Raw genomic sequence first — 12,222 nt, forward strand, 5'->3', positions numbered from 1 at the left:
CAGCTGCTCGGATGGGAGCCTTCGCCTCGCTCGCATGATGCTCCGGGCGCGCGCGGCGCGTCATGCGCCTTACGCGTCCGCTGCTTGATGCGCTGCGCGCGCGTCCGCCGCGGCGCGCGCGTCCGGCGCCGGGTCCGGCGGGCGCGTCCGGCGCCGCGCGTTATCCCGGATAACGCGGCTATTTCTCGCGGCGAAGCCGCGTTTTCCCGGGATATCGCGTCACGTCCGTCGCGCCCGCAAGCGCTCGCCACCCGCGGAGCGCGTCCGCAAGCGCTCGCCACCCGCGGAGCGCGCACGCGGGAGCGGAGTGAGGAGCGAGCGTCAGCGAGGACGCACGCCGGAAACCCGGTAGCCCTCGAAGAGGGGCCCACCAGCGCTGTCGAGGACCTCCCGGGCGAACTTCGCGGTCGCGGCAGCGTCACCAGACGCAGCCAGCCACCGCTCGGCGAGGTCGGCGTCCAGGTCCCGCAGTTCGCGCAGCAGCCATTTGCTCGTGCCGGTCCAGTGCCCGGCCAGCGCCAGGGCCTGCTGCGCCGATGCCGTCCACAGCGCGGTGGCGATCACCGTACGCTCGCCGGGGTCGACCGCATGCGTGAGATCGTCCAGCAGGTCGGTCAGGCCGTAGCGAACGTACTCGCGGTCGGCGTCGGACAGGCCGCGCGGCCCGGCGGCCAGCACCCGGGCGCAGCGCGCCGGCCGGTCGCCGGGATCACCGAGAATCGGCAGCCCCGTCGCGATCATGCGATGGAGCACCGGACGCCGTTCGGCGAGGTCCTTGTCCAGGTAGTACGTCAATGACTGTTCGTCGTGCACGAACAGTTCGACGGGCCAGCCGCGGAAGTATCGCGAGTCGCGGTGCGGCGCTTGGGAATCGCCGTCCGGCAACACCACGACGATGTCCAGGTCGGAGCCGGGCGTACGGTGGGCGGTCAGGACGCTGCCCGCCAGCATCGCCCATCGGGCCAGCGGAAACACTTCCAGGACCAGATCTCGGGCCACCGCCGCCGGTTCGTCGTGCATCTGGTCAGCATTCCCCGCGTACGCCGAAAGTGCCAACCAGATGGTGACCGGCTCCCTCGCCTCAGTCGTTGAGCACCTGCACGAGTTCGTCGCGGAAGGTCTGCTCCGCCGCGCTGACTTCGGTCCCCCCGATGCCGAGCACACCGCCGCTGGACGCCGCGGTGACGACCTCGTCGGCCACGGTGACCAGCCAATGCTTGTACGCCGCCGCGTCGGCCTCGTGACCGCGCTCGTCGAGCAGCTGGGCCGCCGCCTTGGCCCGGTCGAGCGCGTCGGCCGCCACCGCCGCCGGATCGCCGGGGGCGAAGACGGGCAGGCTCGCCTCCTCGACGCCCAGGTCGTCGCCGTCCGGGTCGCCCAACCGGGCGACGATCTCGGTCGCGACCGCCTGCACCAGGGGGCTGGCCGATTGCCGGGCGTCTGCGATCGCCGCCATCCCGGCCGCGTGCTCGGCAGCCGTCCGGCGCGTGCTGTCCTCCTCGGCCGCGCTCGCGGCCAGCAGGACCGCCTGCGGCAAGCCGACGAGCAGACCCCATTCGGCGTCGGTGAAGCCCTCCACGTTTACCCCCTCGAGTCGGTGAAGCCTGTCGTAATTTAGTCGACGACGAGCAGCTGCTGCGCCCGCACCACGGGGACGGACAACGTCTTGTAGCCGACCTCGTCGAACAGCACCGTCATCTTGTCGCCGTCATAGCCGAGAACCTGGCCCGTGCCCCAGTCCGCGTGGCGTACGCCGGTGTGCACGGCGAACGGGCGGTCGGCGGTGGTGGCCTGATCGGGTCGGGCGAGGCAGTTGTCGCAGTGCCCGCAGGGCTTGGCCAGGTGCTCACCGAAGTACGCGAGGAGCACCTGCGCGCGGCAGGACCGGCTCTGGGCGTACGCCCGCATCATGTCCCCCCGGGTCTGGCTGACCGCCTGCCGCCGCTCGAACTGGGCGAGGGCCGCTTTCGCCGCCGCGACCGGCTCCGGGGCGTATCGCGGGCTGACGACCTTGTTGTTCGCGAGCGTGTCGGCCGCGCCGACCTCCTCCAGCAGCCCGAGCAGCTGGGCGATCTTGCGGGCGCTCAGCCCGCTGCGCTCCTTGAGCTGTGTCTTCGTCGCCGGCCCGCCGGTACGCAGCAGCGCCGCGAGATCGCGCAGCTCGGCATGGTCGGGCGAGCCGCCGTTGAAGAACCGCTGGAGCGCCTCGTCTTCCATCCGCCACAACAGCAGGGTGCGGGCGGGCTGCCCGTCGCGCCCGGCCCGGCCGATCTCCTGGAGGTAGCTGTCGGGCGAGTCGGGCAACGCGACGTGGGCGATCCACCGGATGTCCGGCTTGTCGATGCCCATCCCGAACGCCGAGGTGGCCACCATGACCGGGATCTCGCCGTCGCTGAACTCCAGATGGCGCTTCTCGCGGACGCCACCGGCCATGCCGCCGTGGTAGAACGCCGCCTTGAACCCGGCCGACACCAATCGGTCGGCCAGTTCCTCGGCTGCTCGCCGAGTCGGCACGTATACGATCCCCGACCGGCCGTCCTCCTCGGTCAGGAACGCCTGCAGCCGCCGCCAGCGATATTGCTCGTCCGGGCAGTACGCCACTTCGAGGTGCAGATTCGGTCGGTCCAAACCGGACACGATCGTGCGATGCCGCCGCAGGTCCAGCCGCGCGGCGATGTCTTCGCGCACCGGAGGAGACGCGGTCGCGGTCAGCGCCACCACCGGCGGGCGGCCGAGGTCGCTGATGAGCCGGCCGAGCCCGAGGTAGTCCGGCCGGAAGTCGTAGCCCCAGGCGGAGATGCAGTGCGCCTCGTCGACCGCGACCAGGGCCGGTCGCAGCTCCCGGACTTGCCGCGCCCGTTCGGGATCGGCGAGCTGCTCCGGAGTGGTGAAGAGGAAGCGCGCCCGGCCCGCCCGCAATTCGGCGAGCGCGGCGGCCTGTTGCGAAGGCGTCTCGGCCGAACTGATCCGCACCGCCCGCAGTTCCGGCACGCCCCGGTCGTTCAAGGACGCGAGCTGATCCTGCTGGAGTGCCAGCAACGGCGAGATGACGATGGTCGGGCCGGGCAACAGTGTCGCCGGGATCTGGTAGACGGCCGACTTCCCGGCTCCGGTGGGCAACACCACCAGGGTGTCGCGACCCGACATGATGGACCGCATCGCGGTCAGCTGCCCGTCGCGGAGACGACGCCAGCCGAACACCTGCCGCGCCGCGCGGCGCAACCGCAGAGAGTGAAGCAGGTGGAACGGGGGGAACGACAGAAGTGATCTCATCGGCGCTGACGCTACCCGGTGGGTCTGACGAGCAAACCCGAGCGCCACGCGGCACCGCCTAAGGTGACGGCATGACGACACCATCCCCCGACCGGCCGGATGCGCCGGTAGCCGCGATAACCGGTGCGGCGCAAGGCATCGGAGCCCGCATCGCCGAAGTCCTCGACGCAGCCGGGTTCCGCCTCGCCTTGCTCGACCGCCAGGAGATCACGGAGTTCCCCGACGCACTGACCGTCGTCGGCGACGTCACGAGCGAGGCCGACGTGGCGGCGTACGCCGGTGCGGTCAACGATCGCTACGGCCGGATCGACGTGCTGGTCAACAACGCGGGGGTGGCGTGCATCAGCCCGGCCGAGGAGACTCCGGCGGCGTTGTGGCGGCAGGTCGTCGACGTGAACCTCACCGGGCCGTTCCTGCTGTGTCAGGCGTTCGGGCGGCAGATGCTGGCCGCCGGGACGGGATCCGTCGTGAACATCGCCTCGGTCGCCGGGATGTTCGGCATCGCCGACCGGGCGGCGTACAACGCGAGCAAGCACGGTCTGATCGGGCTCACCCGGACGCTGGCCGTCGAGTGGGGCGGCCGCGGCGTACGCGTGAACGCGGTGTGCCCAGGCTGGGTGAAGACTCCGATGGACGACGCCTCGCAGGGCGAGGGCGCGTACGGCGACGACGACATCGTCGACCACGTGCCGCTGGGCCGGTTCGCCACGCCGGACGACGTCGCGCAGGCCGTCGCCTTCCTCGCCGACGCCCGGCGCAGCGCGTTCGTCAACGGCGTGACGCTGTCGGTGGACGGCGGATGGGCGGCCGACGGCTCGTGGCAGTCGCTCCGGCTCGACGCCCGCAGCCGATGACGCGAACCCTTTCGCCCGCAGCCGGTTGACCAGGCCGACAAAGCAGCGAGGCGGCGCGCCCACGCGCGCCGCCTCCCGAACGAGAACTACGAACGAGCACTACTTGTCGATGATGTCCTTGGCGGCGTCGGCTGCCTTGTCGACGCCGGCCGCGGCCTTGCCCCCGGTCAGGTCGTTGGCCTTGTCCGCCGCGGTGTCGACATGTTCCTTGAGCTTGTCGTCGCCACCGAGCTTGTCGGAGACCTTGTCGACGGCGTCCGCGATCTTGTCCGAGATGCCCATGTCTACCCCCGTACGCCCAGGTCCCCCATGGACCCCGGGCGCTTCCGATGGTAATGCCGACAATCTTGGTGTGCGGCGCATATGTCCGAACCGGTGGGGTAGTTCCCCGTCATGGCAGAGACAACCGGTCAGGCGTCACGCTCGGCGGACATCAGCCGGATCGACTCAGCCACCTCGTCGCGTTCGTATTCGCCCTCGGGCAGCGCGTCGAGCCGGCTGAGCGTTTCGGCGGGCAGCTCCGCCGCGGTGGCCCGGCGGACGATCTCGTCCCGAGCCACCCGCTCGTCGGCGACGTAGACCTCATCCAGAAGTCTTTCGAGCCCCGGCAGCGGAACACCGCTCATCGCACACCTCCGAAGTTCAAGGAGCGAGCGCTGCGGTACCCGGGTTCGACGAGGTCAAACGCCGACGACGGCATGATCCGACCGGACGACGAAAGGAGCTGGCATGACCAGCCAGACCGAGACCGTCGAGGTCGCGGTGCCGGTCCACACCGCGTACAACCAATGGACCCAGTTCGAGCAGTTCCCGAAGTTCATGAAGCGGGTCAAGGAGGTCCGCCAGATCAACGACACCCTGACCCACTGGACGGTGGAGATCAACGGCGTACGCCGGGAGTTCGACGCGCAGATCACCGATCAGCAGCCGGACCGCCGGGTGGCCTGGATGTCGACCAGCGGTACACGTCAGGGCGGCATGGTGACCTTCCAGCCCATCGACTCCGGGCATACGCGGGTGACCGCGCAGCTGGATCTGGAGCCGGAGGGCTTCGCCGAGAACGTGGCGGACAAGACCGGAATGGTCGGCCACCACGTGAAGGAGGATCTCCAGAACTTCAAGGAGTTCATCGAGCACCGGGGCAGCGAGACGGGCGCCTGGCGCGGAAGCGTCGAGGACGGCCGGGTCGAGGACCGGGGCACCACCTACCAGTCGCAGGCGGCCGGTACGCCCGGCGGCAGCATGCCCAGAGACGACATGCCCAGCCGCGACATGCCGAGCCACGGAATGCCTGGTTCCGACATGCCGGACACCGGCAGGCCCGCCCCCGGCACGCCGGCACCCGGAATGCCGGGGACCGCGACACCGGGTTCCACGCAGCCTGGCCGGTGGAGCCGGCCGGACGACGACCTGGACCGCCCGCTCTAGTAGGTCCGCTGTAGTCGAATGAACAGACGGGGTGTCCACCGATTGGTGGACACCCCGGTTACGTCGGCCGGTCGTCCCGGCGCACCCCTTCCGACCGCGACGCTCATGACATGACGAAAACCATCGCGGTTCACGGATTGCGCAAGGCGTACGGGGATCGGGACGCGGTCGCCGGGCTGGATCTGGCCATCGACTCGGGCGAGGTCTTCGCCCTGCTCGGCCCGAACGGGGCCGGCAAGACCACCACCGTGGAGATCCTCGAAGGTCACCGCCGGCGGACGGCCGGCGAGGTCACGGTGCTCGGCGTGGACCCGGGCACGGCCGGGCGCTCCTGGCGGGCCCGCATCGGCATCGTGGCCCAGTCCGCGAACGACCTTGCCGACCTGACCGTCGTCGAGGCGGTCCGCCACTTCGCGACGTGCTACCCGAATCCCCGGCCGGTCGGGGAAGTCGTCGACCTCGTCGGCCTGACGGAGAAGGCCACCTCCCGCGTACGCACCCTGTCGGGCGGCCAGCGCCGCCGGCTGGATGTGGCGGTCGGCATCGTCGGCCGCCCTGAGCTGCTGTTCCTCGACGAGCCCACCACCGGCTTCGATCCTGAGGCCCGCCGCCAGTTCTGGGATCTCGTCCGCCTGCTCAGCGCCGAGGGCACGACGATCCTGCTCACCACGCATTACCTCGAAGAAGCCGAGGTGCTGGCCGATCGGCTGGCGGTGATCGCCGCCGGGCGGATCGTCGCCGAGGGGACCCCGGGCTCGATCGGCGGCCGGGATGCGCAGCTGGCCACAGTTGCGTGGACCGACGGCCGGGGCCAGCACACCGAGCGCACCGCCGATCCGGTCGCCTTCATCACGCAGCGCTCCGTCGAGAGCGCCCTCGACAACCTCACCGTCACGCGCCCCACCCTCGAAGACACCTACCTCAGCTTGATCGGAGAAGCCCGATGACCACGATCTCCCTGCCTTCCAGCGGCCGTCTCGGGCTGGCCCGCGGCGCGGTTGAGCTGCGTCAGTTCCTGCGGAGCCGGGAAGCCGTCGGATTCAGCCTGATCTTTCCAGCGCTGCTGCTCGTCCTGCTCGGGTCGATCTTCAAGGACTCCTACGGAGAACACTCCGAGGCGTCGGCTGCGCAGGTGTTCTCCGCCAGCATGATCGCGTACGGGATCATCTCGACGGCGTTCATCACGATGGGGGTCGGCATCGCGGCCGACCGGGAGGACGGCACGCTCAAGCGGTTGCGCGGTACGCCGATGACGGTCCTCGCGTACTTCATCGGCAAGCTCACCGTCGTCGCGGTCGCCACCGTGGCCGAAGTCGCGCTGATGCTGGGTGTCGGCGTAGCCGTCTTCGACATGCCCCTGCCGGACGAGCCCGCTCGCTGGCTGACCTTCGCCTGGGTGCTGGCCCTGTCGATCGTCGCCTGCACCGCGATGGGCGTCACCGCCAGTTCCCTCGTACGCTCGTCGCGCAGCGCCGGAGTGGTGCTGAACGTGCCGGTCGTGGCCCTGCAGTTCCTCTCCGGGATCTTCGTGCACCCGATCACGATGCTTCCTCAGTGGATGGTCACGATCGCGTCGTTCTTCCCGGTCAAGTGGATGGGCCAGGGCTTCCGCTCGGTGTTCCTGCCGGACTCGATGGCGGCCCACGAGATGACCGGCGGCTGGGAGCCCGGCCGGACCGCCCTCGTGCTCGGGGCCTGGTGTGTGGTCGGATTGGCGGCGTGCCTGATGACCTTCCGGTGGACCGAGGACCGATGAACGGATCGCAGTCCTGGTACGCGAGCCTGCGGATCTGGGACGTCTACTTCGCGATCGGATACTCCGTCGTCCTGGTGCTGGTGGCCGTCGGCCACGGTGCCGGGACGACGGCCCGCGCCGTGCTGGCCACCGTCGCCCTTACCGCGATGGCGGCGTGTTACGCCTGGTGGGGACGGCCGCTGATCCTGGCCGACGTCGAGGGACGGCGGATGTGGCCGTTCATCGCGGCGCAGCTCGTGCTGGCGGCCGCGGCGGTCACCGCCGTGCCGATCGCGGCGTACATCAACTTCGCGTTGTCCCCGCTGATGTTCATGAGCCTGCCGCTCGGCCAGGCCATCGCGGGTGCGGTCGCGGCGAATCTGCTGCCGGTCGCGGCCGCTCTGATCGGCCGCGCGGACCCCGGCGACACCCGGACCACGATGATCATGGCAGTGTTCGGCGTGGCGTTGTCGGTGCTGATGGGCGTCTTCATCGTCCGGGTGATCAAAACGAGCGAGGAGCGGCTGGCGTTGATCGGCGAACTCGAGGCGAGCCGGGCCGAGGTCGCGCGGCTGTCCCGGCTCGCCGGCGTCGCCGAGGAACGGTCCCGGCTGTCCGGCGAGATCCACGACACCCTCGCCCAGGGGTTCACCAGCATCATCACTCTGCTGCAGGCGGCCGGCACCGAGCTGGAGCGCGATCCGGCGCGGGCTCGCGGCCACGTCGACCTGGCCGTGCGTACCGCCCGGGAGAATCTCGCCGAGTCGCGGGCCCTGGTCGCCGCCCTGGCTCCGGCCGCGCTTCACTCGGCCTCGCTCGACCAGGCGATACGCCGTCAGACCGAACGACTCGCCGAGGAGACCGGCGTCGCCGTCGCGTACGCGATGAGTGGCGACCCGGCACCGCTGCCCACCGCGACCGAGGTCGTGCTGTTGCGAGCGGCACAGGAAGCGCTCACGAACGTCCGTCGTCACGCGGAGGCCGCGCACGTGTCGGTCGAGCTGGCCTACACCGCGGACCGGGTGACGCTGACCGTGCGCGATGACGGCCGGGGCTTCGACCCCGGTAGGCACAGCGGCTTCGGCCTGGACGGCATGCGCGCTCGGGCCGCCCAGGTCGACGGACTGCTCACAGTGGACAGTGCACCCGGCCGGGGCTGCACGACGACCCTGGAGGTACGCGCATGATCACGGTGTTGCTCGTCGACGACCACCCGGTCGTCCGGGCCGGACTGCGCGGCATGCTCGAAGCGGAACCGGATCTGCGGGTCATCGGCGAAGCAGCCTCCGGCCCGGAGGCAGTCACCGCGGCGGCGGCGTTCACCCCCGACGTGATCCTGATGGATCTGCGGATGCCCGGCGGCGACGGCGCGACCGCGACGGAGAAGATCCTGAGCGGCGGTTCGCGCAGCCGGATCGTGGTGCTCACGACGTACGAAAGTGACGCCGACATTCTGCGTGCGGTCGAAGCGGGCGCGTCCGGCTACCTCCTCAAGGACGCCGCCCCGACCGAGCTGGCCAACGCGGTACGCGCGGCGTCGAGAGGGGAAACGGTGCTGGCCCCGGCCGTCGCCGGCCGCCTCCTCCGCCAGGTACGCCAACCGGCGCAGCCGGGGCTGTCCGCCCGCGAGGCCGAGGTGCTGAGGCTAGTGGCGCGCGGTTCGACCAACGGCGACATCGGCCGCGAGCTGCACATCTCCGAGGCGACCGTGAAGACGCATCTGCTGCGGATCTTCAGCAAGCTCGATGTCGACGACCGCACCGCCGCCGTCACCACCGCCATGTCCCGCGGCCTGCTCTGATCGGCCAGCAGCCGAGAGCTGAAGTATCTTCAGGCTCATGGTCCGCCTCCTCCAGTGGTTGCTCGCCGTGACAGCGCTCGCCACCGTCGTGATCGAGGTGCTCATCTGGTGGTACGCCGAAAGCAGCGACTGGGGTCTGGCGGTGCGTACGGGGTGGGCTTTGCTCCGTTCGCTCGGCTTCCTGCTGCTCATCCGCCAGGTCAGCCTGGGGCGGACGAGCGCGCGCCCGTTCGGGCTCATCCTGTGCGTGACCACGTTGTTCGCCGTCGCCCGGCTGGTCGTGCCGAAGCACGGGCTGCCCGCCGCGCCGGGCGTACTCGGGTTCGGGGCGCTGGCGCTGCTGTGCACCGCCGTCATGGTGCTGCTCTACCGGTCTGATCGGCTCGACGGGCATCTGCGTACGCATCCGCGCCGGCTCGTTCTCGACGGTAACGGGTTGTCGCTCCAGAACGTCCCACCGAAACGGCCGCCCGTCTCCGGATGGCTGCTCACCGCCCGGGTGGCCGGACTCGCGTACGGGCCGCTGATGGCAGTTCCCGCCATCGTCGCGCTGGGCGTCGTCTTCCACGGGCGGGTGTCGGCGATTCCGCTGGTGGTCTTCTGGTTCATCGCCGCCTTCGGGATGAGCTACGTGATGGCGCTGGTGACCTTCTTCCTGCTCCGGGGCAAGCGCTGGCCTCGGGTTCTGCTGGTGCTGCTGACCCTGGTCGCGCTCGCGGTGCAGTTGCCGTTGTGCTGGCTGCTCCTCGACGGCGACGGGCTCGTCCGGGACGGAGCTCCGCTGGTCGTGACGGCCGGGCTCGCCGTGTACGCGCTCTGGCGAGCGGATGTACCCACGAGTAACATGCGAGTGTGAGCCAGAACGTCTATGTCGTCGGCGTCGGGATGACGCCGTTCCGCAAGCCCGGCGGGGATGCCGATTATCCACAGCTCGTGCGGGCGGCGGGACAGGCGGCGCTGGCCGACGCCGGCGTCGAGTACGCCCAGGTCGAGCAGGCCGTCGCGGGTTACGTCTACGGCGACTCCACCAGCGGTCAGCGAGGACTCTACGAACTGGGGCTGACCGGCATCCCGATCAGCAACGTCAACAACAACTGCTCGACCGGCTCGACCGCGTTGTTCCTCGGGCGGCAGCTGATCGCGGGCGGGCTGGCGGACTGCGTACTCGCGGTCGGGTTCGAGAAGATGCAGAAGGGCTCGCTGACGATGGCCTTCGGCGACCGGGAGCCGCCGTTGATGCGCCACCTCGCCGCCCAAGCCGAGCTCTACGAGCCGACGACCGCCCCGTACGCCGCCCAGCTGTTCGGCAACGCGGGGCGCGAGCACATGACGAAGTACGGCACGACCGCCGAGCAGTTCGCGCGGATCGCCGAGAAGAACCACCGGCACTCGGCGAACAATCCGTACGCTCAGTTCCAGGACGTCTACACGCTGGACGAGATCCTGGAGTCGAAGATGATCTCCGAGCCGCTGACCAAGCTGCAGTGCTCGCCGACCTCGGACGGGTCGGCGGCGGCCGTGCTGGCCAGCGAGCGTTTCGTCGACGAACACGGCCTCGGCGACCGGGCGATCCGGATCGCCGCCCAGCACATGGTGACCGACACCGCCGCGACCTTCGAGGACCGCAGCGCGATCAGCGTCGTCGGGGCGGACATGTCCCGGCTGGCCGCGCGGAAGGCGTACGACACCGCCGGGCTCGGCCCGGAGGACGTGCAGGTCATCGAGTTGCACGACTGCTTCTCGACGAACGAGCTGATCACCTATGAGGCGCTCGGGCTCTGCGGCGAGGGCGAGGGCGGTTCGCTCGTCGACTCCGGCGCGACGACGTACGGCGGACGCTGGGTGGTCAACCCGTCCGGCGGGCTCATCTCCAAGGGACATCCGCTCGGCGCGACCGGGCTCGCCCAATGCACCGAGCTGACCTGGCAACTCCGGGGTCAGGCCGGTCCGCGGCAGGTCGACGGCGTACGGGTGGCGTTGCAGCACAACATCGGGCTCGGCGGCGCCGCCGTCGTGACGCTCTACACGAGGGCCTGACGCGTGCCGGGGCCGCTGGCCGGCGTACGCGTCGTGGAGCTGGCCGGCCTCGGCCCCGGCCCGTTCTGCGCGATGCTCCTGGCCGACCTGGGCGCGGACGTCGTCCGAATCGACCGGGGTACGCCTTCCTCCCCCGTCGCCCCGGAACACGATCTCCTCAATCGTGGTAAGCGTTCCATCGCGCTCGACCTCAAAGATCCGCCGGATCTCGAAACGGCGTTGCAGCTGGTGGCGAAGGCCGACCTCCTCATCGAGGGCTACCGGCCCGGGGTCGCCGAACGGCTCGGCATCGGCCCGGAGGTGTGCCTCGCCCGGCAGCCCCGACTGGTGTACGGGCGGATGACCGGCTGGGGTCAGGACGGGCCCCGGGCCCAGACCGCCGGGCACGACATCACCTATCTCGCCGTCGCCGGGGTGCTGCACGGCATCGGCCGCGTCGGTGGGCCGCCGCAGATCCCGCTGAACCTGCTCGGCGACTTCGGCGGCGGGGCGCTCTACCTGGCGACCGGTCTGCTCGCCGCGCTGTGGGAATCCGGACGCAGTGGCCGCGGCCAGGTCGTCGACGCCGCCATAGTGGACGGTGCGGCCCACCTGAACACGCTGACCTGGGGCCTGCTGGCCGGCGGCGCGTGGCAGGATGAACGCGGCGTCAACCTGCTCGACTCAGGTGCGCCGTTCTACGACGTGTACGCCACGGCCGACGGCGAGTACGTGGCGGTCGGCCCGCTCGAAGCCCGCTTCTTCGCCGAGTTCGCCCAGCGCCTCGGCGCTCCGGAGCTCGCCGATCTTCAGTACGACTCGGGGCGCTGGCCCGAACTCCGGGAACGGCTCCGGGCGCTTTTCGCTGTGCGTACCAGAGGAGAATGGGCCGAGATCTTCGCGGACGGCGACTCGTGCATGGCACCGGTCTTGTCGATGCGCGAAGCCGCACAGGACGCGCACCTGGTGGCCCGGCGGACCTATGTGGACTTCGCGGACATGACGCAACCCGCGCCCGCGCCGCGATTCTCACGGACCCCGGCGGAACTGACCCGGCCGCCCGCGAGACCGGGCGAGCACACCGCGGAGGTGTTGCGCGACTGGCTGGGCTGACC

The 12,222-nt window shown here is 70.4% G+C and carries 13 protein-coding genes and 1 pseudogene; 9 read left to right on the forward strand and 5 right to left on the reverse strand.

The window, feature by feature from the left end:
- Nucleotides 1-321: 321 nt before the first annotated feature.
- From HOV77_RS10415 to HOV77_RS10425, 3 genes are all read right to left on the reverse strand, one after another.
- On the reverse strand, nucleotides 322-1,020 hold the full coding sequence (locus tag HOV77_RS10415; protein WP_290860779.1) for a nucleotidyltransferase domain-containing protein: 699 nt from the start codon (nucleotides 1,018-1,020) through the stop codon (nucleotides 322-324).
- 61 nt (nucleotides 1,021-1,081) lie between these two features.
- Nucleotides 1,082-1,579 (reverse strand): hypothetical protein, encoded by a 498-nt coding sequence (locus HOV77_RS10420; RefSeq protein WP_290860781.1) that lies wholly within the window; start codon nucleotides 1,577-1,579, stop codon nucleotides 1,082-1,084.
- A 35-nt stretch (nucleotides 1,580-1,614) separates the two neighbouring features.
- Nucleotides 1,615-3,273 carry a RecQ family ATP-dependent DNA helicase gene (locus HOV77_RS10425; protein ID WP_290860783.1) on the reverse strand — a complete coding sequence of 553 codons (1,659 nt, stop codon included), beginning with the start codon at nucleotides 3,271-3,273 and terminating at the stop codon, nucleotides 1,615-1,617.
- 71 nt (nucleotides 3,274-3,344) lie between these two features.
- On the opposite strand from HOV77_RS10425, the gene HOV77_RS10430 reads away from it, so the two are divergent.
- Nucleotides 3,345-4,127, forward strand: coding sequence for an SDR family oxidoreductase (locus HOV77_RS10430; protein WP_290860785.1), 783 nt, complete (start codon nucleotides 3,345-3,347; stop codon nucleotides 4,125-4,127).
- Between the two features lie 99 nt (nucleotides 4,128-4,226).
- Here the strand turns inward: HOV77_RS10430 and HOV77_RS10435 are convergent, their stop codons facing one another.
- Complete coding sequence (locus HOV77_RS10435) at nucleotides 4,227-4,409, reverse strand: hypothetical protein (RefSeq protein ID WP_290860787.1); 183 nt, start codon at nucleotides 4,407-4,409, stop codon at nucleotides 4,227-4,229.
- Nucleotides 4,410-4,537: 128 nt separating this feature from the next.
- Complete coding sequence (locus HOV77_RS10440) at nucleotides 4,538-4,753, reverse strand: DUF2795 domain-containing protein (RefSeq protein ID WP_290860789.1); 216 nt, start codon at nucleotides 4,751-4,753, stop codon at nucleotides 4,538-4,540.
- Between the two features lie 103 nt (nucleotides 4,754-4,856).
- On the opposite strand from HOV77_RS10440, the pseudogene HOV77_RS10445 reads away from it, so the two are divergent.
- From HOV77_RS10445 to HOV77_RS10480, 8 genes and pseudogenes are all read left to right on the forward strand, one after another.
- Nucleotides 4,857-5,303: pseudogene (locus HOV77_RS10445) on the forward strand (SRPBCC family protein); the annotation flags it as partial.
- 362 nt (nucleotides 5,304-5,665) lie between these two features.
- Nucleotides 5,666-6,502, forward strand: a complete 837-nt coding sequence (locus HOV77_RS10450) for an ABC transporter ATP-binding protein (RefSeq protein ID WP_290860791.1) — start codon at nucleotides 5,666-5,668, stop codon at nucleotides 6,500-6,502.
- Complete coding sequence (locus tag HOV77_RS10455; protein WP_290860793.1) at nucleotides 6,499-7,311, forward strand: ABC transporter permease; 813 nt, start codon at nucleotides 6,499-6,501, stop codon at nucleotides 7,309-7,311. The genes HOV77_RS10450 and HOV77_RS10455 overlap by 4 nt, the downstream gene beginning before the upstream one ends.
- Nucleotides 7,308-8,477, forward strand: coding sequence for a sensor histidine kinase (locus tag HOV77_RS10460; protein WP_290860795.1), 1,170 nt, complete (start codon nucleotides 7,308-7,310; stop codon nucleotides 8,475-8,477). Before HOV77_RS10455 ends, HOV77_RS10460 begins: the two co-directional genes overlap by 4 nt.
- Nucleotides 8,474-9,091 (forward strand): response regulator transcription factor, encoded by a 618-nt coding sequence (locus HOV77_RS10465; protein WP_290860798.1) that lies wholly within the window; start codon nucleotides 8,474-8,476, stop codon nucleotides 9,089-9,091. The genes HOV77_RS10460 and HOV77_RS10465 overlap by 4 nt, the downstream gene beginning before the upstream one ends.
- A gap of 37 nt (nucleotides 9,092-9,128) precedes the next feature.
- On the forward strand, nucleotides 9,129-9,947 hold the full coding sequence (locus tag HOV77_RS10470) for a hypothetical protein (protein WP_290860800.1): 819 nt from the start codon (nucleotides 9,129-9,131) through the stop codon (nucleotides 9,945-9,947).
- Nucleotides 9,944-11,128 carry a lipid-transfer protein gene (locus HOV77_RS10475; protein ID WP_290860802.1) on the forward strand — a complete coding sequence of 395 codons (1,185 nt, stop codon included), beginning with the start codon at nucleotides 9,944-9,946 and terminating at the stop codon, nucleotides 11,126-11,128. Before HOV77_RS10470 ends, HOV77_RS10475 begins: the two co-directional genes overlap by 4 nt.
- A 3-nt stretch (nucleotides 11,129-11,131) precedes the next feature.
- The gene (locus HOV77_RS10480; RefSeq protein WP_290860804.1) at nucleotides 11,132-12,220 is read left to right on the forward strand and encodes a CaiB/BaiF CoA-transferase family protein; all 1,089 of its coding nucleotides are present in this window, start codon (nucleotides 11,132-11,134) and stop codon (nucleotides 12,218-12,220) included.
- Nucleotides 12,221-12,222 lie beyond the last annotated feature (2 nt).

The sequence above is a fragment of the Hamadaea sp. genome (genome assembly GCF_013362815.1).
Lineage (GTDB): Bacteria > Actinomycetota > Actinomycetes > Mycobacteriales > Micromonosporaceae > Hamadaea.

Coding starts and splice junctions, on each gene's coding strand:
- HOV77_RS10415 (WP_290860779.1), bottom strand. CDS start 1,020: ATGCACGACGAACCGGCGGCGGTGGCCCGAGATCTGGTCCTGGAAGTG.
- HOV77_RS10425 (WP_290860783.1), bottom strand. CDS start 3,273: ATGAGATCACTTCTGTCGTTCCCCCCGTTCCACCTGCTTCACTCTCTG.
- HOV77_RS10430 (WP_290860785.1), top strand. CDS start 3,345: ATGACGACACCATCCCCCGACCGGCCGGATGCGCCGGTAGCCGCGATA.
- HOV77_RS10435 (WP_290860787.1), bottom strand. CDS start 4,409: ATGGGCATCTCGGACAAGATCGCGGACGCCGTCGACAAGGTCTCCGAC.
- HOV77_RS10440 (WP_290860789.1), bottom strand. CDS start 4,753: ATGAGCGGTGTTCCGCTGCCGGGGCTCGAAAGACTTCTGGATGAGGTC.
- HOV77_RS10450 (WP_290860791.1), top strand. CDS start 5,666: ATGACGAAAACCATCGCGGTTCACGGATTGCGCAAGGCGTACGGGGAT.
- HOV77_RS10455 (WP_290860793.1), top strand. CDS start 6,499: ATGACCACGATCTCCCTGCCTTCCAGCGGCCGTCTCGGGCTGGCCCGC.
- HOV77_RS10460 (WP_290860795.1), top strand. CDS start 7,308: ATGAACGGATCGCAGTCCTGGTACGCGAGCCTGCGGATCTGGGACGTC.
- HOV77_RS10465 (WP_290860798.1), top strand. CDS start 8,474: ATGATCACGGTGTTGCTCGTCGACGACCACCCGGTCGTCCGGGCCGGA.
- HOV77_RS10470 (WP_290860800.1), top strand. CDS start 9,129: ATGGTCCGCCTCCTCCAGTGGTTGCTCGCCGTGACAGCGCTCGCCACC.